The organism is Candidatus Flexifilum breve (assembly GCF_016713355.1).
Genome location: NZ_JADJPI010000004.1, coordinates 306455 through 330363, shown reverse-complemented (window position 1 = coordinate 330363; position 23909 = coordinate 306455). Strand labels below are relative to the sequence as shown.

At 58.6% G+C, this 23909-nt stretch carries 15 protein-coding genes and 1 tRNA gene; 9 read left to right on the top strand and 7 right to left on the bottom strand.

Annotated features, from left to right (window positions below; all coding sequences use genetic code 11):
* The first annotated feature begins 81 nt into the window (after window positions 1–81).
* From IPK17_RS02260 to IPK17_RS02250, 3 genes are read left to right on the top strand one after another with little or no spacing between them, the layout of a single operon-like run.
* Window positions 82–1305 (top strand): PAS domain S-box protein, encoded by a 1224-nt coding sequence (locus IPK17_RS02260; RefSeq protein WP_343416045.1) that lies wholly within the window; start codon window positions 82–84, stop codon window positions 1303–1305.
* Window positions 1262–3499, top strand: coding sequence for a PAS domain S-box protein (locus IPK17_RS02255; protein WP_343416044.1), 2238 nt, complete (start codon window positions 1262–1264; stop codon window positions 3497–3499). The genes IPK17_RS02260 and IPK17_RS02255 overlap by 44 nt, the downstream gene beginning before the upstream one ends.
* The gene (locus IPK17_RS02250; protein WP_343416043.1) at window positions 3426–4646 is read left to right on the top strand and encodes a PAS domain-containing sensor histidine kinase; all 1221 of its coding nucleotides are present in this window, start codon (window positions 3426–3428) and stop codon (window positions 4644–4646) included. The genes IPK17_RS02255 and IPK17_RS02250 overlap by 74 nt, the downstream gene beginning before the upstream one ends.
* A 199-nt stretch (window positions 4647–4845) precedes the next feature.
* Here the strand turns inward: IPK17_RS02250 and IPK17_RS02245 are convergent.
* Window positions 4846–4918: transfer RNA gene (locus IPK17_RS02245), tRNA-Asp, on the bottom strand.
* A 240-nt stretch (window positions 4919–5158) separates the two neighbouring features.
* Here IPK17_RS02245 and nifJ point away from each other — a divergent pair.
* The 4 genes from nifJ to IPK17_RS02225 all read left to right on the top strand — a co-directional run bounded on the left by nifJ (window position 5159) and on the right by IPK17_RS02225 (window position 13704).
* Complete coding sequence (nifJ, locus tag IPK17_RS02240) at window positions 5159–8725, top strand: pyruvate:ferredoxin (flavodoxin) oxidoreductase (protein WP_343416582.1); 3567 nt, start codon at window positions 5159–5161, stop codon at window positions 8723–8725.
* Between the two features lie 9 nt (window positions 8726–8734).
* Window positions 8735–9733 carry a dihydroorotate dehydrogenase-like protein gene (locus IPK17_RS02235; protein WP_343416042.1) on the top strand — a complete coding sequence of 333 codons (999 nt, stop codon included), beginning with the start codon at window positions 8735–8737 and terminating at the stop codon, window positions 9731–9733.
* Window positions 9734–9853: 120 nt separating this feature from the next.
* Window positions 9854–12613, top strand: a complete 2760-nt coding sequence (gene ppdK / locus IPK17_RS02230) for a pyruvate, phosphate dikinase (protein ID WP_343416041.1) — start codon at window positions 9854–9856, stop codon at window positions 12611–12613.
* A 110-nt stretch (window positions 12614–12723) separates the two neighbouring features.
* Window positions 12724–13704: a DUF2971 domain-containing protein gene (locus IPK17_RS02225; RefSeq protein WP_343416040.1), complete on the top strand. Its 981-nt coding sequence runs from the start codon at window positions 12724–12726 to the stop codon at window positions 13702–13704.
* Between the two features lie 3 nt (window positions 13705–13707).
* On the opposite strand, the gene hypB is transcribed toward IPK17_RS02225, so the two are convergent.
* The 4 genes from hypB to IPK17_RS02205 are packed head-to-tail and all read right to left on the bottom strand — an operon-like array spanning window position 13708 to window position 17758.
* Complete coding sequence (hypB, locus tag IPK17_RS02220) at window positions 13708–14364, bottom strand: hydrogenase nickel incorporation protein HypB (protein ID WP_343416039.1); 657 nt, start codon at window positions 14362–14364, stop codon at window positions 13708–13710.
* Window positions 14318–14758 (bottom strand): hydrogenase maturation nickel metallochaperone HypA/HybF, encoded by a 441-nt coding sequence (locus tag IPK17_RS02215; RefSeq protein ID WP_343416038.1) that lies wholly within the window; start codon window positions 14756–14758, stop codon window positions 14318–14320. Before IPK17_RS02215 ends, hypB begins: the two co-directional genes overlap by 47 nt.
* A gap of 21 nt (window positions 14759–14779) precedes the next feature.
* Window positions 14780–16498 carry a CocE/NonD family hydrolase gene (locus tag IPK17_RS02210; RefSeq protein WP_343416037.1) on the bottom strand — a complete coding sequence of 573 codons (1719 nt, stop codon included), beginning with the start codon at window positions 16496–16498 and terminating at the stop codon, window positions 14780–14782.
* A 57-nt stretch (window positions 16499–16555) separates the two neighbouring features.
* Entirely contained in the window at window positions 16556–17758 is a 1203-nt protein-coding gene (locus tag IPK17_RS02205) for an SDR family oxidoreductase (protein WP_343416036.1), read from the bottom strand.
* 188 nt (window positions 17759–17946) lie between these two features.
* On the opposite strand from IPK17_RS02205, the gene IPK17_RS02200 reads away from it, so the two are divergent.
* Both IPK17_RS02200 and IPK17_RS02195 read left to right on the top strand, forming a co-directional pair.
* A complete protein-coding gene (locus IPK17_RS02200; protein WP_343416035.1) occupies window positions 17947–20142 on the top strand; it encodes a wax ester/triacylglycerol synthase family O-acyltransferase in 2196 nt (731 codons plus the stop codon).
* Between the two features lie 106 nt (window positions 20143–20248).
* Window positions 20249–20578 (top strand): hypothetical protein, encoded by a 330-nt coding sequence (locus IPK17_RS02195; RefSeq protein WP_343416034.1) that lies wholly within the window; start codon window positions 20249–20251, stop codon window positions 20576–20578.
* A 71-nt stretch (window positions 20579–20649) separates the two neighbouring features.
* Here IPK17_RS02195 and IPK17_RS02190 read toward each other — a convergent pair whose 3' ends face one another.
* Both IPK17_RS02190 and IPK17_RS02185 read right to left on the bottom strand, forming a co-directional pair.
* Entirely contained in the window at window positions 20650–22209 is a 1560-nt protein-coding gene (locus IPK17_RS02190; protein WP_343416033.1) for a hydantoinase B/oxoprolinase family protein, read from the bottom strand.
* 9 nt (window positions 22210–22218) lie between these two features.
* The gene (locus IPK17_RS02185) at window positions 22219–23901 is read right to left on the bottom strand and encodes an alkaline phosphatase D family protein (RefSeq protein ID WP_343416032.1); all 1683 of its coding nucleotides are present in this window, start codon (window positions 23899–23901) and stop codon (window positions 22219–22221) included.
* Between the last annotated feature and the right edge of the window lie 8 nt (window positions 23902–23909).

Sequence of the window (23909 nt, the reverse complement as noted above, 5' to 3'; positions counted from 1 at the left end):
CGTGATCTTCGACACATTGAATTAACTATATCTTGTCTATAATGACCACAATAACTTTCCGAATTGGGGTAGTCGAAAATAATGTATCTTGCAGGGGCATCGTCCGACCCCACAGCGACCTTATTGTTGGTAAATCGTTCTTCTTCTGAGACTCAGTCGCTCCGTGAAACCCTCGAATCTGCGCTTGAAATCAGAGCCGATGAGCGGATGATCGCTACGTCAGACGACTGGGACATCACCTTGGCCGCCCAGATGTGGGATCTTGTCCTGTGCGATTTTGAACTGTTGCTACCCAATGCAACGCGCGCGCTGGCGCGCATCCAGGCGGCCCAACCCCGGGCCGTGCTCATTGTGGTGTCCCAAAGCGGTACGATTCGTGATGCCGTGGAGATGATGCGTTTGGGCGCACAGGGTTTTGTCGAGTGGACAGATCGGGAACACCTGATCGCGTTGGTGCGGCAGGAACTGGCAGCTAGGCGCTTGACTGCCCGGTCATCTGACGCGCAGATTGCCAAAGCACACTATCAAAACATCGTGGATGAGCAGACTGAACTGATCTGTCGGTATGACAAAGATTTTCGGCTCACGTTCGTCAATCGCGCCTACAGCCTCTGGCAGGGGCAGTCAGCCGAAGCGTTGCTTGGTACGATCTTCATTGACGAAATTCCCGCGCCGGACCGTGCGCAAGCTCTATCCAAAGTGCGAACGTTAAGCGTCGAACAGCCTGCGACGACATCGGTGCATCCCTCCATACTCCTCGATGGGACAGAATGCATAATCGAATGGACAGATAGCGCAGTGTTCGATACGTCCGGTCGCATCATGGAATACCAGGGCGTTGGACGGGATATTACCAAGCGCATCCAGGCCGAACGGGCAGCGCAGCGGTTGGCGCAGCGGATCGAAGGCCTGCATCGCCTGGATCAAGCGATGCTCACAGCCGACTCTCTCGAAACACTGGCCAAAGTCGCCCTGGACCACATTATCGGCTTATTCCCATGTGACCGCATCTCGATCGGCCGCTATGATGCGAAAACCAAAACGCTCCAACTTTTGGCCGTCCATAGTGAACAACCCTCCGACATTGATCCCCATGGGATTTATCCGGTGATGCCTGCCTATTTGTCCGCTCTGGAAAATGACAAGTGGGTGCTCTTGCAGGATACCACTCCGACGACAAACCCGAACCTCAAACGTTGTTTCGCGAGGGGATCGCAGCATTCTGCTGGTTGGGCTGTATTCCGAGAATCGCTTAATCGGCATGCTCAATTTTCACTCGGTCGCGCCGGAATATTTCACAGATGAACACCGATATATTGCCCTCGAAGTTGCCGACCAGTTGGCCATCGGAATGCACAAAGCGGCGCTGGTTGATGAATTGGCACGCTATGCCCAGCGTATGGAAATCCTGCATGCGATTGATCTGGGCTTGATTCAAGGCGGTTCGATTAAGACACTTATCGCCAGCACCCTGCAGAACCTCCAGCGTGTCATTCCCTGCGAGCGGATTGGGCTGGGTCTCATCGACCAGTCCCGCCAGGAGATTGTTATTTATACGAGCAATTTCGACTATCCATCGGAGTTATTGGAGGGCACGCGCATACCGATTCCGCCGAACTGGATGAGGATGTTCGACGCGGAAGGGGCTCGGATCGTCAACAATCTTCATGTCGCGGACGAACCGCCATTCAAGCAGCTCGCCAAAGAGGGGTTTCAGTCTCACCTTCAGGTGCTGCTGCGGGGTCAGGCCGCTAGCATAGGGGTGCTCGGTTTTTCGTCCAGAACACTTGATTTCTTCACCCTGGAACATCAAGATGTCGCTGTTGAGGTGGGGAGCCAGTTTGCCGTTGCTCTCCACCAGATGCACCTTTCTGAAGCGTTGGGGCGTTATGTTCGGCGGCTGGAAATCCTTCATGACATTGACCGTGGCTTACTCCAGGGCGGCCCGATCCAGCACGTGATTGAAGGTGCTCTGAAGAACATTCGCACGCTCATTCCTTGCCAGCGGGCGACAGTCGGCGTCTTTGATTCCAATTTGCAAGAAGGACTCCTCTTTGCGGTTGATCTCACCGGGGAGACAGCCCTGATTCAAGGGACGCGCGTGCCCATTCGGCCTTCTACCTTTGAAGGACTCGACTCACGGCATATGAAAATCATCGATGACATTCGACCACTGAGCTCGGTACATCCTGAGGCAAAGAAGCTCGCTGATGAGGGGTTGGTTTCTGGGTTACAGGTGCTTCTGCTAGAACAGGATCGCCCGATCGGACTGCTCGGTTTATTAGCCGATACTCCCGGATTCTTCACTGCTGATTATCAGGAAATTGCGCTGGAAATCAGCCGACAATTGGCGCTCGGTGTCCATCAAAAACAGCTGGCGGACGAGCTCGCTCGCAGCTATGCCGAACTCGAACAGCGGGTGATGGCGCGCACGGCGGAACTGCAGGCCACCAATGATCGCCTCACAGCCATCCTGAACAACAGTCGCGATGGGATTCTGCTGGTCGATCGCGATCTCACCATCGTGCAATCCAATCCGGCTTTCGATCAACTGCTCCTTGATGCTTCGCCGCAACTGCCGGGTGAAAACCTGCTCAACTATCTCGATACTGCGGCGGTGGCACGAGTGCGCGCTGGCGTTGAGAAGGCCATTACCGATCAGCGGTCTACCCAAATGGAGGTCAGCGTCAAGCGCCCCGATGGCGTTAACGTTGACGTGGTCCTGGGCATCGGTTCGATCCCCGGCGATGGGCTCGTTGCGGCCGTCCATGACATTACCGAACGCAAACGAGTCGAAGCGGACCTCGCGGAAAGCGACGCTCGCTATCGGTTGCTGGCGGAAAATATCGAAGACATCATCATGACATTTTCCATGGATCGGCGGATTACGTATTTCAGCCCATCATGCCAGAAGCTTCTCGGTTATCTGCCAGAGGAAGTCGTGGGCCGGACGCACAGCGAATTCATTCATGTGGATGATTATCCGCAGGTCGTCGACCGAACTCGAGACGCCGTTGTCGCTGGGAAGAACGCCTATACCAGCTCATTTCGGCTTCGACACAAAGCCGGGCATTACATCTGGTACGAGGTTCACACACGCATCATGCGCGATCCCGAGACGGGCAAGGTTTTCAACTTTGTGTCGGTGTTACGCGATATTACCCAGCGTAAACAGGCGGAAGACGCCCTGCGCGAGAGCGAAAGCCGCTATCGTCTTCTCGCCGAAAATGCAACGGATTTGGTCATTCGCCAGGACCTGGATGGCAAGTACTTGTATGTATCGCCGTCCAGTCGCATGGTGGTGGGCTATGCGCCTGAAGAGATGGTTGGCCGCAATGGCTTGGATGATATCCATCCGGATGATCGATCCAACTTGTTGCAGATTGTCAGCATTATATCGGAACAACACCCCCGCTGCTCAATTGATGTTCCGCTTTCGGCACAAGGATGGCCACTACATCTGGCTGGAATCGTCCGGGCAAGTCATCTTCTCTCCTGATAGTGGTCAAGCCATGGAGCTCGTCTCTTCGGCACGGGATGTGACAGTCCGTAAGGAGGCAGAAGAAGCTCTGCATGTGAGTGAAGAACGCCTACGCACGATTGTTGAAAATATCCCGGTGATGATCAGCTTCTTCGATCAGGTGGGACATTTCGAATATGTCAACCAGGCTTGGCTTGATCAGGTGGGGTGGACGATTGAAGACCTTTCCACGGCTGAGCATTCTCTGGCCCTGTTTTATCCTGATCTGCAGTATCGTCAGCAAGTCCTTGAGTACATGTTCTCACCGGGGTCAGAGTGGCGCGACTTCAACAGCCAGACAAAACATCGTGGCGAACGGGTGACTTCCTGGGCTAATGTGCGCTTGTCTGATGGACGCAGTATTGGTATCGGGCAGGATGTGACCGAACGGAAACAGGCGGAAGAGGCACTGAAACGCGCTCTGCAAGAAGAGAAAGAACTGAGCGAACTCAAATCGCGCTTTGTGTCGATCGCGTCGCACGAATTCCGCACGCCGCTAGCCGCCATCCTGGCCGCCAGCGAAACGTTGCTGAAATACCGCGACCGCATGGATAATGCGCAAATCGATGCGCGTTTAGGCAGGATCCAGCAGCAGGTAGAACATCTTAACGGAATCGTCGAGGATATCCTGCAGTTAGCGCGAATTCAGTCTGGACGCTTGGAATTCAAGCCAGTACCCGGTGATGTGTCGGCGCTTTGTCGGGAAATTGTCGACGATTTTGAGGGGCAGACGCTTCATCGCGGACGGATAGTTTATACAGCTCTCGGAGCCCCTATCCGCATGACCTATGATGCACGTCTCATGCGTCAGACGATCACCAATCTGGTGTCCAACGCGCTGAAGTATTCTCCTGAAGATAGCCAGGTTCAGCTGACTTTATCTGTCGATGGTGCACAGGTGCTGATGACGGTAGAAGATAGAGGCATCGGCATTCCCACAGAAGATTTGAAGCACCTGTTCGAGCCTTTTCATCGGGCGGGCAATGTCGGCAACATTTCTGGTACCGGTCTAGGACTGAGCATCACCAAACAAGCCGTCGAACTGCATGGCGGGACACTGAATGTCGAAAGCTACCTCGGAACGGGAACAACGTTTACGATAAGGATCCCAATCCATGGTGCATAGTAGACACTTTCAAATATAGCCATTAGGCAAATGTGGATTTCAGCGAAGATGTTAACTTGATACCGATTGTAGAAAGACTGTGGCGCATATGATGAATGATTTGGATTTGATAGTCGAACCCGTACGTACAGAAACTAAATAACAATAAAGCCCGATCAGATAGACCGGGCTTTATGAATTGAACACATATTGTGTTCGACGGAGACGACGGGGTTCGAACCCGCGATCTTTGCCTTGACAGGGCAATATGTTAACCGCTACACCACGTCTCCTAAATTGTTGCTGCGTCTGTTTGGGCGCAACGATGAGGAGTATACAATCCCGCCCACACACCCGTCAAGGGTAAGAATGCGACTTTTCCCCGCAAATCTCAGTTCGACCTCTCCATCGCGTAATGGCGCGTAAAAACAGAACAATGATCCCGTTCACCTGTGATACCTATCACTAGTGAGAATGCGCCTTACAGGGGGATGATCGATCCGTAACCATCAACAAACATGGAGAACTCTATGATGAGTGAGCGAACGGTAACGTTCACGACCATCGACGGCAACGAAGCGGTGGCGCGAGTCGCGTTCAAGCTGAGTGAGGTGATCGCCATTTATCCGATCACCCCGTCGTCGCCGATGGGTGAATGGGCGGATGAATGGGCATCGCTGGCGCAGCCGAACCTCTGGGGAACGGTGCCGAGCGTGGTTGAGATGCAAAGCGAAGCCGGGGCGGCGGGTGCCATCCACGGCTCGCTGCAAACGGGCTCGCTGACGACGACCTTCACGGCGTCGCAGGGCTTGCTCCTGATGATCCCGAATATGTACAAGATCGCCGGTGAACTCACGCCGATGGTCATGCATGTGGCCGCGCGCGCGCTGGCGGCGCAGGGCTTGTCGATTTACGGCGACCAGAGCGATGTCATGGCTTCGCGTTCGACGGGCTTCGCGCTGCTGGGTTCCAATTCCGTACAAGAAGCCCACGACTTCGCGTTGATCGCGCAGGCCGCGACCCTGAAGGCGCGCGTGCCGTTCATGCACTTCTTTGATGGCTTCCGCACTTCGCACGAAGTCAACAAGATGGAACTGCTGAACGACGATGATCTGCGGGCGATGATCACTGACGAGATGGTGTTCGCCTACCGCGCTCGCGGCATGTCGCCTGATAAGCCAGTCATTCACGGTACGGCGCAGAACCCCGATGTGTACTTCCAGGGGCGTGAGACAGTCAACGCGTACTATACGGCGACCCCGGGCATTGTGCAGCAAGAAATGGACACGTTCGCGAAGCTGACCGGACGCCAGTACAAGGTCTACGAGTACTATGGTGCGCCCGATGCGGATCGCGTGGTCGTCATCATGGGGTCGGGGGCCGAAGCAACGCACGAAATGGTGGACTACCTGAACGCGCATGGCGAAAAGGTCGGCGTATTGAAGGTGCGCCTGTTCCGTCCGTTCGACATGCAGATGTTCGTCGATGCTTTCCCGAAGACTGTCAAGTCGATTGCGGTGATGGATCGCTGCAAGGAACCGGGCGCGGGCGGCGAACCGCTGTATCTCGACGTGGTCACCGCTTTCCACGAAGCGTGGGATGGCCCGATGCCGCGCATCGTCGGTGGGCGCTATGGTCTCGGCTCGAAGGAATTCAACCCGCCGATGATCAAGGCGATCTTCGATAATCTCGCGATGATCAAGCCAAAGAACCACTTCACCGTCGGCATTGAAGACGACGTCACGCACACCAGCCTGAGCTATGACCCCGATTTCTCGATTGAACCGGACAACGTCGTCCGCGCGATTTTCCACGGTCTCGGCGCGGATGGCACAGTCGGTGCCAACAAGAACTCGATCAAGATCATCGGCGAGAACACCGACAACTACGCGCAGGGCTACTTCTTCTACGACTCGAAAAAATCCGGTTCCGCGACGACTTCCTACCTCCGCTTTGGCCCGAACCCGATCCACTCCCCGTATGTGATTGCGAAGGCGAACTTTGTTGCCTGCCATCAGCCGATCTTCCTTGAGCGCTACGACATGCTCAAAGAACTCGTGCCGGGTGGCGTGTTCCTGCTGAATACACCCTATGGTCCGGATGAAATCTGGGATCACCTGCCGTGCTCCGCGCAGGAACAGCTCATTGCTAAGAAAGTGCGCTTCTATGTGATCGATGCCTACAGTGTCGCCAAAGACAGCGGCATGGGTGGGCGCATTAATACAGTGATGCAGGTGTGTTTCTTCGCAATTTCCGGCGTGCTGCCGCGTGAAGAAGCGATTGCCGCGATCAAGTACTCGATTGAGAAGACGTACGGCAAGAAGGGCGAGACCATCGTCGAGATGAATCTCAAGGCGGTGGATCGTACGCTCGAATTTATGTACGAGGTGAAGGTTCCGTCGGCGGTCACTGCCACGGTCGATCTGCTGCCGCCGATCAAGGGCAACGCGTCGCCGTTTGTGACCAACGTCCTCGGCACGATGATCGCCCGCAATGGCGACAGCCTCCCGGTTAGTGCGATGCCGATTGACGGCACGTATCCGAGTGGCACGACCCAGTACGAGAAGCGTAATCTCGCACAGGAAATCCCCGTCTGGGATCCCGAAGTTTGTATCCAGTGCGGCAAGTGCGCGATGGTCTGCCCGCACGCCGTGATCCGCATCAAAGTTTACGACCCCGCTAAGCTCGAGGGCGCGCCGGAGACTTTCAAAGCGGTAGCGGTGCGCGATACCGAATGGCAGGGCATGGATTACACCATTCAGGTGTCGCCGGAAGACTGCACCGGCTGCGCGCTGTGCGTGGATGTGTGCCCCGCCAAGAACAAGTCGGCGGTCAACCTCAAGGCGATCAATATGCGCCCGCAAGCGCCGCTGCGTGAGCAGGAAAACAGCAATTGGGACTTCTTCCTCGGTCTGCCGGAGATGGATCGCCGCAACATCAAGGTGTCCAGCATCCGTCAGCAGCAGGTGCAGCAGCCGCTGTTTGAGTTCTCCGGTGCGTGCTCGGGCTGCGGTGAAACGCCGTATCTCAAGCTGATTTCGCAGTTGTTCGGGGATCGCAGTTTGATCGCGAACGCGACGGGCTGCTCCTCAATTTATGGTGGTACCCTACCGACAACGCCCTGGTCCAAGAACCAGGAAGGCAAAGGCCCCGCTTGGGCGAACTCGCTGTTTGAAGACAACGCCGAATTTGGCCTCGGCATGCGCGTGGCCCTCGACAAGCGCGTCGAATATGCGTCGGAACTGCTCAAGAAGCTGTCGTCGCAGATCGGCGAAGACCTCGTGACACATCTGCTCAACGCGGAACAGTCGGACGAAACGGGTATTTACGAACAGCGCGCACGCGTGGCCGTCCTCAAGGACAAGCTCGCCGAACTGAGCGATCCGGATGCCAAGCGCTTGCTCACGATCGCCGATGACCTCGTCAAGCGTGACGTGTGGATCGTCGGTGGTGACGGTTGGGCTTATGACATCGGCTTTGGCGGGTTGGATCATGTTATGGCGAGCGGACGGAATGTCAATATCCTCGTCATGGATACCGAAGTTTACTCGAATACGGGTGGCCAGATGTCCAAGGCGACCCCCATGGGCGCGGTGGCGAAGTTCGCCGCTGGCGGCAAGCCCGCAGGCAAGAAAGACCTCGGCTTGATCGCCATGAGCTATGGCAATGTGTATGTCGCCCGTGTGGCGATGGGCGCGAAGGATGACCAGACGCTGCGCGCTTTCCTGGAAGCTGAAGCGTACCCCGGTCCATCGCTCATCATCGCCTACAGCCACTGTATCGCGCACGGCATCAACATGACCACGGCGATGAAGAACCAGAAGGCCGCGGTTGAATCTGGCCAGTGGCTGCTGTACCGCCACAACCCGCTGAAGGCTGAACAGGGCGAAAATCCGCTCACGCTGGACTCGCGTCCGCCGAAGCTCCCGCTCATCGAGTACCTGCACATGGAAAATCGCTTCAAGATGCTGGAACTGAGCAAGCCGGAAGTCGCGCGCGAACTGTTCAAGCACGCGCAGGAAGACGTCAAGCTCAAGTGGGCAATGTACGAATATCTCGCCAGCCGCACCTATGGCAACGGCCATAACGAGAAGGCATAAGGAATCGTCATGGACATTTCAACCACCTATCTAGGGATGAAGCTCCGTTCGCCGCTGGTGGCGTCGGCCTCGCCGCTGATGGAGCACATCGACAACATCAAGCGCATGGAAGATGCGGGCGTGGGCGCGGTCGTGCTGTATTCGCTGTTCGAAGAGCAGATCCGGCGCGAACGCGAGGCGCTGTACTACTACCTGACGCACGGCACGGAAAGCTTTGCCGAAGCGCTGACGTACTTCCCCGAACCGGTCTCGTTCCACGCCAAGCCGGATGAATATCTGGAACACATTCGCCGCGTCAAAGCGTCAGTGAATGTTCCCGTGGTGGCCTCGATTAACGGGGCGACCATCGGCGGGTGGACGCAGTTCGCCAAGAAGATGGAAGAGGCGGGCGCGGATGCGCTCGAACTGAACGTTTACAACATCCCGACGGATGCCGAAGTGACCGGGATGGAAGTCGAGCAGATGTACATCAACATTCTGACAGCCGTCAAATCGTCGGTCAGCATTCCAGTTGCGATCAAGCTGAGCCCGTTCTTTAGCAACATGGCGAACATGGCGAAACGCCTCGACCACGCTGGGGCGGATGCGCTCGTCCTGTTCAATCGCTTCTATCAGCCGGATATTGACCTCGAAACGTTGGAAATTCGTCCGAACCTCATCCTCAGCACGCCGCAAGCTCTGCGTCTGCCGATGCACTGGATCGCGATCCTGCATGGGCGTATCAAGGCGGATATGGCGGCGACCAGCGGTGTCCATACCGCCGAAGACGTGCTCAAGGTGATGATGGTCGGCGCGAACGTCGCCATGATGACCTCCGCCATTCTCAAGAACGGCATCGACCACTTCCGCAAGATTGAACGCGAGATGGTTGAATGGATGGAACAGCATGAATACGTGTCGATCCAGCAAATGCGCGGCAGCATGAGCCAGGTCAACAGCGAAGACCCGAGCGTGTTCGAACGCGTGCAGTATATGCGGGCGCTCACCACGTACAAGCCAACGATCTGATCAATTCAAGTATTACACCCGTCACCCCCGAACACGGCACAATGTCAGTAGGGGTGACGGGTGCGATGTGGGAAAATAGCCTCATTAGAGACGCTTACGTAACTTAGGAGACATCAACTGATGGCTACGGCGACAGCAGACGCCAAATCGCGCAATGGCAAACAGACCGCTACGAAGAAGTGGGTTTATCTGTTTGATGAAGTCAAGCTGGCTGAAGAAGCAGTCGGCGGTTCGTGGGACGGCGTGCGCGCCCTCCTCGGCGGTAAAGGCTCCGGCCTCGCGGATATGACCCGCGCCGGCGTGCCAGTTCCTCCCGGTTTCAGCATCACGACCGAAGCATGCAATGAATACAGCGCCAAGGGCCAGCAGTTCCCCGAAGGTATGTGGGAACAGGCCGTCAATGCCCTGCACGCCGTCGAAGTTAAGGCCGCCAAGACGTTTGGTGATGCCGCGAATCCGCTGCTCGTCTCTGTCCGTTCCGGCGCGAAATTCTCGATGCCCGGCATGATGGACACCGTGCTCAACCTCGGCCTGAACGATGAGATCGCCGAAGGCATGATCAAGCTGACCAGCGATGCGCGTTTCGTCTATGATGCGTACCGCCGCCTGATCCAGATGTTCGGCTCGGTCGTGATGGGTATCGCCGACGAACCGTTTGAAGACCTGATCACCGAAGCGAAGCAGAAAAAAGGCGTCAAGTCGGACGTCGATCTCGCGGCGGAAGACTGGCTGCGCCTGACCGGTGAATTCAAGAAGGTCTACGCCGAACACATCGGCAGTGACTTCCCGCAGGATCCTTACAAACAGCTCGAACTCGCGATTCAGGCCGTGTTCAAGTCGTGGAACGGCAAGCGCGCGGTTGACTATCGCAATGCGGCTGGCATCCCCCACAACCTCGGCACCGCTGTCAACGTGCAGACGATGGTCTTCGGTAACATGGGCGAAAGCTCGGGCACCGGTGTGGCCTTCACGCGTAACCCCTCGAACGGCGACAAGAAGCTGTTCGGTGATTACCTCATGAACGCGCAGGGCGAAGACGTGGTGGCCGGTATCCGGACCCCCATCAGCATCTCCAACCTCGCCGCGGAAAAAAAGGCGGTCTTCGACCAGTTCGTCGACATCGTCAGCAAGCTCGAAAAGCACTATCGCGACATGCAGGATGTCGAGTTCACGATTGAACGCGGCAAACTGTGGATGCTCCAGACCCGTAACGGCAAGCGCACCGCGCGTTCCGCGATCCGGATCGCCGTCGAAATGGCCGAAGAAGGCGTGATCAGCAAAGAAGAAGCGGTCATGCGCGTCACGACCGAACACGTGCTGCAGCTCCTCCACCCCCAGTTCGACGCCGACGCCAAGGCGAAGGCGCGCAAGGACGGCTGGATGATCGGGACGGGCGTAAATGCCTCCCCCGGCGCGGCGGTCGGTGTGGCAGCGTTCGACGCTGACCTCGCGGAGAAGTGGGGCAAGGCGGGCAAGGCGGTCATCATGGTGCGTCCGGAAACCCAGCCGGATGATGTGCGCGGGATGCTCGCTTCCAAGGGTATTCTGACCTCCCGCGGTGGCGCGACCAGCCACGCCGCGGTGGTGGCCCGTCAGTTCGGTGTGCCGTGCGTGTGCGGCGCTGAAGCCCTCGACATTGACGTGCGTAATCGCATGTTCAAGGTCGGCAGCGTGATCGTTCGTGAAGGCGATACGATCTCGATTGACGGCGGCAGCGGTGAGGTCTTCTTTGGCGAACTCGTCCGCGTTGAACCCGATTTCGCGCGTGAACAGTATCTCCGTAAGCTGCTCGGCTGGGCTGACGAATTCCGCCGCCTGGGCATCTACGCGAACGCCGACTATCCGCAGGATGCGCGCCGCGCCCGCGAATACGGTGGTCAGGGTGTGGGTCTGTGCCGTACCGAGCACATGTTCTTCCAGGAAGAACGTCTGCCCATCGTGCAGGCGATGATCCTCTCCGAACCGAACAGCCCCGAAGAACTGACCCAGCTCCAAAAGCTGCAGGTCTTCCAGCACGACGATTTCTACGGCATCCTCAAGGCGATGGACGGCTATCCGGTGATCATCCGTCTGCTCGACCCGCCGCTGCATGAGTTTATGCCCGACCACGAAGGTCTGGCGCTGCGCGCCGCTGGTCTGCGCCTGATGGGCGACCGTCCGAACGAACTGAAGAAGGTCGAAGAGTTGATGACCGCGGTCGAAGGTTTGCGCGAATTCAACCCGATGCTCGGTCTGCGTGGCACGCGTCTCGGCATTATGCGTCCTGAACTGACCAAGATGCAGGTGCGCGCCTTGTTCGAAGCTGCCTGCCAGTTGGCGAAGGAAGGCGTGGTGGTTCACCCCGAAATCATGGTGGCGGTGACCAACCATGCCAACGAAGTCAAGCTGATGCGCGAAATGATCGTCGCCGTGGCGAACGAAGTCCAAGAAGCGTATGGTTGCAGCATCGACTATAAGGTCGGCACGATGATCGAACTGCCGCGCGCGGCGATCACTGCGGACAAGATGGCCGAATACAGCGAATTCTTCTCGTTCGGCACGAACGACCTGACCCAGACGACGTTCGGCATCAGCCGTGACGACGCCGAAGGCAAGTTCCTCCTCGCTTACGTCGAGACGGGGCTGCTGCCGGAAAATCCCTTCCAGCAGATTGACGAAGAAGGCGTGGGCTACCTCATCCGCCTCGCGGTGGAAAAGGGTCGCGCGACTCGTCCCGATATCGAAGTCGGGATCTGCGGTGAACACGGTGGTGATCCCAAGTCGATTGCCTTCTGCCACAGCGCTGGCCTCAACTACGTGAGCTGCTCGCCGTTCCGTATCCCGGTGGCGCGTCTCGCGGCGGCGCATGCGGCGCTCAAGGAAAAGGGCTACAAGGCGTAACGCGCCTTTAGCTTCAATGATTGGAAGAAGGACGGTCCCCGACGGGATCGTCCTTTTTATTTGGGGTATGATCAGGTGCTTACGACTCGAAACGGGGTAGGGCAGTGGTCATGTTTGATTTGCGCGCCGTCAAAGATATTCGCTCAGAGCTGGCCAAACGGGTGTTTGAAGGCAAGAAGCTGCCCGACACCCTCTACCACTACACCGATGCGACCGGGCTGCTCGGCATTTTGCAGGATCGCAAGTTTCGGGCGACCCACTACAAGCACTTCAACGACAGCAAGGAAGTCGAATTCGGCGACGATCTCGCCGTGCGTCTGCTGCATGATCGGCTGAATGGACACTGTGATAAGCGTTTGAGCCGCATCTATCAGGCGTGTCTGGGCGAGAAATATGGCGGCCATGCGTCCGTCATTCGCACCTTTGACTGTGACTTCTATATCGCCAGCTTCTGCGACGAGGGCGACTTACTTGATCAGTGGCGCGCCTATGGAGATGACGGGTCGGGCTATGCAATGGGCATTGACCCCAAAGCCCTGCGCGCAAAGGTCGAAGGCGTGGTGCTGCTGCCCACCGACGGGATCGCGTTTGTCCCGGTCGAATATGACGAAGAACGGCAGCGCGCCCATCTCGAATTTGTGCTCGACCGGATGACGGAGGCGTTTCAGGAGCAGTTTGATCAGGTTCACGACCGCGACGTTGAGCCGTTTTGCGGGCGCGCCGCACAAGAATTGGTCAATGCGCTGCTCAACCTCACGGTCATGTACAAACACGTGGCCTACAAGAGCGAGCGTGAATGGCGCGTGATCAAGGTGAAATGGGGGCGCGAGATCGAAGCGGTGGCCGATGACGATGCGCTGACGGGCGTGCACTTCCGCGTGCAGTCGTCGCGGATTGTGCCGTACGTCAACCTCGATTTCTCAGATCGCGCGGATGAAACGATTGTGCCGTTGCGGAATATTGTTCTTGGTCCGAAGAACAACGACGAAGCGGCGGTGATGACGCTCCACATGCTGCTCAAATTGTTGGGCTACAGCGGGAATCGCCGATTGGAAAACCTGATCACATTGTCGACGATCCCGTACCAGTAATGCCTAGGCGTGCTTGACCTGTGCGCGCAGCCAGTCGATCCACGCGTCGACGCCTTCCCCGGTTACGCACGAGAGCGGGAAGACGGTCACGCCAGGATTGAGGATTTCCACGCCCTTGCGGAAGAACTCCATATCGAACGGGACGTAGGGCAGTAAATCGATCTTGTTGATCACCAGTACGTCGACGCCACGATACATGCCGGGGTATTTGTACGGCTTGTCCGCGCCTTCGGGGATCGAGGCGATCAGCACATTGTGATGCGTGCCGAGCGCGAAGTTCGCCGGGCAAATCAGGTTGCCGACGTTCTCCACGATCAGTAAGTCGATGGTGTTCAGGTCGAGCGCGGGCAGAGCTTGAGAGAGCATCACTGCGTCGAGGTGGCAGTCGCCGCCCGTGTTGATCTGCACGGCGGTCGCGCCCGCGAGCTGCGCGCGTTCCGCGTCGAGGCTGGTCGCGATGTCGCCGTTGATCATGCCGACGTGCACCGCGTTTGCCAGTCGCTTGACCGTCTGCTCGACGAGCGAAGTTTTGCCCGCGCCCGGCGAGGCCATAAAATTCAGCGCGAATACGCCCGCGGCGTCGAGGGCGGCGCGGTTAGCCGCCGCGATCCGGTCATTCGCGCTGTGAATCTTCTCCAACACGGGAATCTGAGTAGTCATGCGAGCATTCCTCTACTTCAATGGACTCGACATAAAATTCTTCGCCAGTCAGTACGCGCACTTTGAGACCGCCGCATGCGGGGCAGGTGAGGTCATAGCGCGTGGCAATCGGGTACTCCTCGCCGCATGCCTGACACTTAAGCACCGCCGGAATGCGCGAGAAGATGAGTTTTGACCCTGCGGCTTTCGTCCCCTCGCTGATGATGTCCCAATAGAACTGCACCGAATCGTCGATCATGCTGGAGAGTTGGCCGATCACGAGGCGCACTTCACGCACGCGCCCGGCATTTTCGGCGTGCCGCAGCGCGATTTCCAGCACATTGGTGGTTACAGCGAGTTCATGCATGGCGCGTTGATCCAGCGTAGGAACGCGCTTCTGCGCGTCCGCTGGCATTCAGCGTTCCAGCGGGACTGGTCATTTTGTCACCGGCAAAATCAACGCCGACGGGCGCACCTTGTCGTGATAAATCGTCTGGTGCGCGCTGCGGTACGAGCAGCAGGTACTGAAATAGTCGGTTGTGCCGAGGTTGCGATTCCAGTGTGGGTGCGCGCCGCTGGAGATCTGCAAGCGGATGCTGTGCCCGCGCTTGAAGACGTGCGCGGTCGCCCACAAGTCGATCTCAACGCACAGCGAGCCATCGGCCTGCCGTTCGAGCTTGCCCGGTTCGACGCGGAACAAGCCTTCGCAGATATTGAGCGAACGGCCATTGGGTGTGACATCGCACAACCGCCCGAAGAAATCGGTGTGCTCAAGGTCTGACTGCGCGTAGAGTTCCACGCGCACGCGTCCGATCACCTCAAGGGGGTGGCGCAGCGGACTGGTCGTGTAGGTCAGCACGTCGGGGCGCGCTTCAAGGCGATTATTGCGCACGCGTCCGCCACGAATGCTGAAGATCGCGCCGCCGACCGCGGGGGTCGGATCCGTCGGGTCGTAGGTATAGTGGTCGGGCTGTGACCGTTCATGCGGGAGTTCGGTCGAGAGTAACCGCCCTGTTTGCAGGTAGTAGCGCGCCTCCGTTGCCGGCGGTGGGAAGTTGTCAAAGTCGCGCCACTGGTTGACGCCCATCACATACAGGCGCACCGGTTTTTCGCGCAGCCGATTCGGTTCGCCGCGCAGATATGTGTCGAACCACAGCAGCCCTTCACGCAAGTCGGCCATTGCGATGATCGCCATGAAGTGATGCCACGGGCCAATCGTCAGATAGGGTTGGCGTCCGGCTTTGACCAGCGTCTCGTAGTCGTCCAGCAGCCCGCGCAGGAAGAAGTCATACCACCCGCTCATGAGGTGGGTCGGCGCGGTGACATCCTGCAGACGCATCTGTTCGAGGTTGTCGCGCCAGATGTCATCGTCGGCGCGGCTGTATTCGATCCACTCCTGGAACGGCGCGGTGGTCTCCCCGAGCACGATCTGGTCAGCTTCTGCCAGCGGTTGGTGGAGCAGGGCGGGCTGAATGGCGCGTTCGATGTCGTCCAACACGGTGAACCACTTGATCGGGTTCCGCGTGTGGCGATTCTGGTCCAGCGTTTGGAACAGGGACAGCCAGCGCAGCGCCAGCCCGAGGTCAAATGCGCCGTCAGGATACAGAATCTTATGCAATTGCGTGCTGGTGATGCTCGGCACGAGCGCTTTGATGGCGGGATTCTCCGCTGCGATTAACCACTGCACGATGCCGAGATAGCTGCCCCCCCACAGGCCGATCACCCCGGTCGACCACGGTTGACGGCATAACCAGTCGAGCGTTGCCTTGCCGTCGTCGTTTTCGTTGAAGTACGGGTTGAAACTGCCCTGCGAATCGAAGCGCCCACGTGTATCCTGAATCAACACATGGTAGCCGCGTTCGGCAAAGCGCTGCCCGAAGAATTCGAGCAGCAGCCCGAACAGGCTGTGCCGCGTATTGCGTCCATACGGTGAGCGGATGAGGATTGTTGGGACGGGCAGCGGCGTCGCCGGGGCGTAATGGTCCGCGCTGAGGGGCACGCCATCACGCATGGGGATGACAAGGCCGCGCTCCACTTTGACGCGGTAACGCGGCGGCGAAATCCGGAGGAGATAGGCGAGGAGGTGGCGGTGATAGCGCCGCATCAGGAAGGCGATCACCGCCAGCGCCACGATGAGATTGCGTAGGCGTTTCACATTCATTGCTCCGCCATTGGCTGAAAGCACACCTCAGCGGCAGGCGTCAGTCTGCGCTCAGGTTAACTCAATTGTAGCACTTAAGCGACCGTGCTGAACGAAGTGTGACAGGTAGATCGACATGAAATGGCTGTTGATCGGCGCGCAGGTGATGCCAGAACTGGCGAGCGCCGCCTGCGTCGCATCGGTGTGCAGCGCCATGTAATCATCACCGTTAACGCCCATCATCCGCCGCGCGAAATTGATGTGGAAGAAGGGCAGCAGCGGGCAGAGCGGGTTCGTGCTCGGGTCAGCGCACAGATCCATTTTTTCGACCCATTCGCTGAAGGGCAGCTTGGTCGACGCGTAGCCGACTTCCGCCGCTAAATCGAACACGCCACTCCAGTTCACGGGCTGCGGATTGAGCAGATGGAAGACTTTGCCCGCCGAACTCTGCTGGCGTGACAGATAGATCATCGCGCTGGAAACGAAGTCGACCGGGGTCATGTCCATGTTAGCGCGCACATCCGGCGCGTAACCCGTCTGGATCGAGCCGACGATCATGCGGGCAACGAAATCATCTTCGTTGGAAATGCCCGTGCGGCTGTCGCCGACGATCAAGCCGATACGGTGCACAGTCACCGGGATGCCCCGGTCGCGCGCCATGCGCACCAGTCGTTCCGCGACGTATTTAGTCTGGAAGTAGCCAATCCCCGGGACTTTATCTTCGTCGAGTTCATCGTCTTCCGCGCCGCCGACTGGTTCCTTGTAGTCGAGCAGAATGCCGAGTGACGAGACATAGTGCAGCGGTTTGGTGTTGACGGTGGTCGCGAGGCGCAGCGCTTCGTGCGTCCCGCCGACGTTGGCCGAATCGAGGTATTCATACGGCGCGATATAGCTCAGCTTGCTGCCGCAGTGAAAGATTACGTCCACGGCCGCGCCGATGGCGGTGAATTCTTCTTGGGTCAAACCGAACAAGGGGTTCTTGAGATCGCCAACTACGGGGACGATACGCGCGGCCATCCACTCTTCCCACAAAGCGTAGGTTTGTAGATTTTTGCGGATGCGGTCGAGCGCATTGGCCGGGTCAGACGCGCGGACGAGCGCGTAGGCCGTGGCCGAGGTTGTTTCCAGAAGTTCGCGCAGCAGATACGCGCCAATAAAGCCGGTGGCTCCCGTTAGGAAGAAGGCGCGGGGAGGAGCATCCAGGGCGATTACCTGTCCCACCGGCTGAATCGCCGGATCGAGACTTGCTTTAGCATCTAATCCGTTTGTGGTCATAACACGCCTCAATAGATTTGTCTGCCTAAACGTAACGCTTTTCACGAGAGCAAATTAGTGCTGAATAGAAATCATCACCCCTGATGTTTGTCACACATGTCTATTTACATAAAAATGAATGATCTTTATCCGCTGAGAATATCTGCCGTACCGCGCACAATGAGGTTAATGCGAAGAGGGGGTTCTCGATGGATATGCAAAAGCCGCTGACAATTTTAGGGCCAGTGGATACGGCCTTTTATTACGTAGACAGCCGCGAAACGCCGATGAATATCGGCGCGGTGACAATATTTGATGGCAAGATTGATTTTGATCACTTTAGTGCGCTCATCGATTCCCGCATTCATCACGTTCCTCTGTACATGCAGAAGGTGATTCAAGCGCCGCTGACGCTGGGGCAGCCGACGTGGGCCTTCGACCCGGAGTTCGCGATCGAGAACCACGTCTTCCGGCTGCATCTCGACGCGCCGGGAACGGATGAAGACCTGCGCGAGCTCGCTGGGGCCGTGATCAGCCAGATGCTGGATCGGGCGAAGCCGCTGTGGGAAGTATATTTGATCGATGGGCTGGCGCATGACCGCACCGGCCTCATCTGGAAAATTCATCACTGTATGGTCGACGGTATGTCTGCGATTGAGCTGTTTTTGCTCCTGCTCGACATCACGCCGGACTCCAAACCGTTTTCGGACGAGAAGCCGGCCTATGCGCCGCCGCCGCTCCCCAGTGCGCCGGAAATGGTGGTTGAAGCCTTCCGCCGGGATCTCGATACGAAACGCAGCCTGATCGACAAACTCGGCCATGAAGTGAACTATTTCAGCTCGATCTTCGCGGATCGCGAGAAGCGGCGTAAGACCTTTATTGGCATTGCTAATTTGATCAATGACAACCTTAAGCCGCTCAAGAAACTGGTCATCAACGGCCAGAATTCGGGCAGGATGCAGTTGGCGTGGAACGAATTCCCGCTGGAAGAGGTGAAGGCGATCCGTGCGACCGTCAAGCATGCCTCGGTCAACGATGTGCTGCTCACGGTGATCGGCGGTGCGATTCATCAGTACATGCGCCGTCACGGACTGACGCCGGGACAGAACTTCGTGCGGATGCTTGTCCCGGTCAACATGCGCGAGAAAGAAGAGAAGGGCGAATTCGGCAACCGGATCTCCGTGCTGCCGATGGATGTGCCGTTCAACACGGATCCGATGGCACGGCTGCTGGCCGTAGCCGATTACACGCAGATGATGAAGCAGTCCGGCTTGGCGCACGGCCTCGACATGATTCTCACACTCCCGTCACTCGCCCCATCGCCCACGCAGCCGCTGATCTGGCATGTCGCGCCGGGGGCGTTCGCTTATCTGGCTCATTTGTGGGCGACCAACGTAGCCGCGCCGCCGCTGCCGCTCTACCTCTCTGGTCACAAAATGCTGCATGCCTACGGCTATTTCCCGCTCAACCCCGGCAATGGGCTCGCGAGCGTCATCATGAGCTATGACGGACGCATCACGGTGACGCTCGTCACGGATGAAGCGATCATCCCGCATGTGCTGGAACTCAACGAGTACGTACAAGAAGCGTATACGGCGCTCCGCAAAGCGGCGAAGGTGCCGGAGAGCAAACCCGCGCCGCCGCGCGTCGTTGAAGCGAAATTGGAGCCGTCCGTCGAGAAGGTCGTGGTGACTGAAACTATCGTCACGGTAGAGAGCTACGGGCCGCCTGCGCCCAATGGCAAGGCGACGGCGGCGGCAGTGGAGCAGTCCGTAGATGTGCATACGGTCGTGATCGACGTTCCCGAACCGACTGCCGATGTTCAGCCAGTCAGTGAGGAAGTGGTCGCCGCGGTCGAGCCGAACGCCGAAGCAGTGATTGCCGCCGTCGAGGACGTCATCAGCGCCCCGGAACCTGAGCTAACCACGGCTGCGCCGGTCGCCAGCGAACCTGAGCTGGCCGCTGATCCAGTTGTAGAGACGGTCGCCGCGCCCCAGAAGCCTGCCTTGTTTTCGCAGGCGTGGGCGGAAGCGCTGAAAGTCGCCATCAATGACAATCAGGCCTACTACCGCGCGTCGACCCGCTGGGATGCGGGCGCGCTCGCGTTCGTCATGGAAGCCGACGTGCGGCATGGTTTCCCGGAACCCGCCGCTGTGCTGCTCGACCTGGATCACGGGGTGTGCAAGGATGCCAATGCGCTCCCGCTCGACGAAGCGATGAGCCACGCGGCCTTCGTGCTTGAGACAGATTACCAGCACTGGATGAACATTCTGTCGGGCAAGTCGCAGCCGCTGATGATGTTGATGCGGGGCACGCTCAAGCTCAAGAAGGGGTCGATGGCGAAGCTGATGCCGTTTACGCAGTCAGCGCAAGAACTGGTTCACAGTGCGCAAAGTGTTTCGTGACAAAAATCACAAAATAGATCATACAAATCACGCTGACGGCGTGGCTGCGAGTCGCGATAATCTATATTGAAACGATGAACGCACGTAACGAAGGAGTGCGAAGGTTATGACAACCAAAACACCAGTCCGTCAGAAGAAAGAGAAAGCCGTGAAACCTGTAGAGACACCCGCAGTTGTCCCGGTAGTGGACGAAAAGCCGTTCGAGGCGTTTATCGAACACCAGAAGAAAGCGATCGAGGAAGCCGGGAAGGCCATTGAATCGCTCCTGCCGGAAGGCTTCAAGGAGCACGGCCAGTCCGCATTCAAAGAGGTAATTGAAGGCTACCGTAAGCTGTTCAACGCAACCATCGACGAGATGATCGGCAAGATGGAAAAAGCGAAGCTGTCGAAGTCGGAAGAAGAACCGGCTGAGAAGGAACTGACCCCTGTACCATAAGCCTGCTGTTGGGCCTCGCTGACCTCCTCACTTATGCGCCGGATGATATCTCCATCATCCGGCGCATCTTTTTATGGCAGTTGACCCCACCCGCCGCCGCCCGGCGTTTCGATGCGCAGGCGATCACCCGCCTCGACGCTGCCTGTCCATTTGCCGCCCAGCGTGCGGACGTCGTCCCCGTGGATGAGGGTATTGACTCCGCAGTGACCGGGACCACCGCCCGCCAAGCCGTACGGCGTCAAACGCCGCCGCTCACTGTTGATCGTGACCGTCGCCGGACACAGAAATTCATACTCGCGGACGACGCCCTCTCCGCCGCGCGCCGCGCCCGCTCCGCCCGAGCCTTCCCGTAGGCGGTACGCGGTCACGCGCAAGGGGAGGGCATACTCCAGCGCTTCGATAGGGGTGTTGCGCGTGTTGGTCATGTGACTGTGCCGCCCACTCAGCCCATCCCCCGCCGCGCCGCCGCCATGACCGCCCGCAATCGTCTCATAGTAGACGAACGGCTTGCCGTTGTACGTGCCACCCACCGTGATGTTGTTCATCGAGCCTTGACTCGCCGCCGGGATGCGGTTGGGCAGCGCTTGCGCCAATGCGCCAAGCACCGCATCGACCACGCGCTGACCGGTTTCGGTGTTGCCGACCGCGACCGCCGCGGGGAAGTCCGGGTTGAGCAGGCTGTGCGGCGGCGTGATGACCAGCACTGGTTCGAAGCAGCCGTGGTTGACAGGTACATCGTCTTTGGCCAGCAGGCGCACGCAGTACCACGTCGCGGACCGCACAATCGCCGTGACGGCGTTCAGATTGCCCGCGACCTGCGGCGCGCTGCCCGTGAAGTCGACGATCAAGCGGGAGCGGCTCACGGTGATGGTCACGCGGATCTGGATCAGAAATTCGCGCTGACCGTCGCTCTCCAGTGCATCGGCAAAGCTGTAGACGCCGTTAGGGATGCTGGCGATGACGGCTTCCGTCATGCGCCGCGATGTGTCCAGTAGCGCGGCGGCGTGCTCGTTGGCGGCGCGCAGGCCATGCGCGGCGATGATTGCCAGCAAGCGTCGTTCGCCGATGCGTTGCGCGGCGAGCTGCGCCTCAAAGTCGCCGAGGCGTTCCTGCGGGGCGCGGCTGTTGGCAGTGAGCAGGCGCATGACCGCTTCGTTACGCCACCCGGCCTCGACGAGCTTGATTGGCGGGATGATTAGACCTTCCTGATACAGTTCGGTGCTCAATGGGAGCGAACCGGGCGACATGCCGCCAATATCGGCGTGATGCGCACGGCTGGCGACGTAGAACTGCACCATGTCGTCGACGAACACGGGCGACACCATCGTCACATCGGGCAGGTGCGTGCCGCCGGAATACGGATCATTGAGCACGATGACATCGCCCAGCGCGAGATCCGGGAAGGCGGAAATGGCCGCCTCGACCGAGGCCGGCATGCTGCCAAGATGCACCGGGATGTGCGCCGCCTGCGCGATCATGCGGGCGTCACCATCGAATAGGGCACAGCTAAAATCCAGCCGTTCGCGGATGTTGGGACTGAAGGCCGCGCGTTGGAGGGTCACCCCCATTTCTTCGGCGGCGGCCTCAAACAGGCTGCGGAACACGGCCAAACTGATCGAATCAACGGGCATGCGGCTTCCTTATGAGTGCGGTTGGACGATGAATTGGCTGTAAATGCTCGGTTGGCGCGCGAGGATAGTCGCGCTGTCGGACTGCATCTCCGCGTGCGTGTAAGCCGGGATGCCGTAGGTGGTCACGGTGAGCGCCTGCGTCACCTCATCGATCTCAAACTCCGTCCAGCCAAAGGTGTGCGCGACGAGGTAGCTGCCTCGCAGCAGTTCAACGTCGATCAGGCCGCCTTCCAGTCCAATCGGATCATAACCTTCCGCCGCCAACCGTCCATCGATGAAGGCGCGCAGCAGGGTGTCGCGGGCGGGCAGGGGCAGCACTGTGAAGAGCGCACGCTGCTGCTCGGTGATCAGGTTCTGGTCTGCGGCGATGTCGATCACCGTTGGGCCAAGCGGCGCATCAAACGCGACCGAGCCGGTCGTGATCTCCCAACTGGCGACCGGAATTTGTTCGCCTCCCGCTGCTTCGCGGTAGAACAAGTCGTTGACGAACGTGCTGTGAATGTCAGCGGCGACGAACACCACATTGGTCAGGTTGTTTTCGGCAATGAAGCGGAGCAGGGCGGTGCGTTCGGCGGCGTACCCTTCATAGCGATCCGCGGCCTCGATAACGCCGATATTCTGGATCGGTTCGGGCACCATCACGAACTTCCAGGTAATACCTGCGGCCTGCGCTGCCAGTAGATCCGCCTGCAAGTCGGCGAACTGCGCTGCGCCGAGCATCGTCCGCGCTGGGTCGAAGGCGGCTTGCTCAAACGCCGCCAGCGCTTCGGGCGTTAGGTCGTCGATATCCGGTAACTCCAGATCGCGAAAAGAGCGCGCATCAATCAGGAAGAGCGCCGCGTCGCTGCCAAACGTGCGGTAGCGGTAGAGGCGGCGTTCGTTCGCCGTGCGCGGGTCGCCAGTCTCGCCATAAAACTCGTCGCGAATCGGGTTGTACTCCTGAAAAACCTGCAGGCCCGTTTCAAACAGCGGCGCGTCGTTGATGTACTCGACATTCGCCCCGGCGAAACGTCGATGGGTCTGCGGCGCGGCGCCGCCCGCGAAATTGTTGGTCACCTCGTGATCGTCGATCATGACATAGACGTTCGTCGCTGCGCGCAGGTCGGCCAGCGTATTTAGCCCGAGATGTTCCGCATAGACCTCAGCGTGTTTCAGCCGGAATTCGGTGAGTGTGGTGGCTTGCCCCGCCCTGACCGCCGGACTCGGATAGTCGGCGTAGATCGTGTCGCCGTGCAGCACGAAGAAATCGAGATCGCGCTCATCGGCATTGGCAATCGAGGAGAACGGCGCGATATCGCCGCGCCAGTCGCCCGAGACGCCAAAGCGCAGTCCGGTATGCGCGCCGGGAGCGTGCAGCGTGCGGAACGTGCCATTTCCTATCACACCCGCTGCATCGGTCGCGCGGTAGAAGTAGGTCGTGCCCGCCGTCAGCCCCGTCACGTCGACTTTGACCGGGATGAGCGGATCGCTGACTTCCGCCGTGAGCGTCGTGCTGACCGCGGCGAAGGTCGCATCGGTGGCCAGTTCAAACACCACAGCGCCAGTATGTTCGCTGCGTGCCCACAGCACCACCGACGTCTGATCGGCGTCACCAGCGGCCACGCCATTGGGCAGCGTGCTCGTCTGTGCCGTGACGGGGCTGGCGCATAACGCTATCACCAGCGTAAGAAGCGTCAAAAGTTTGCTTGCCATGTCAGGTT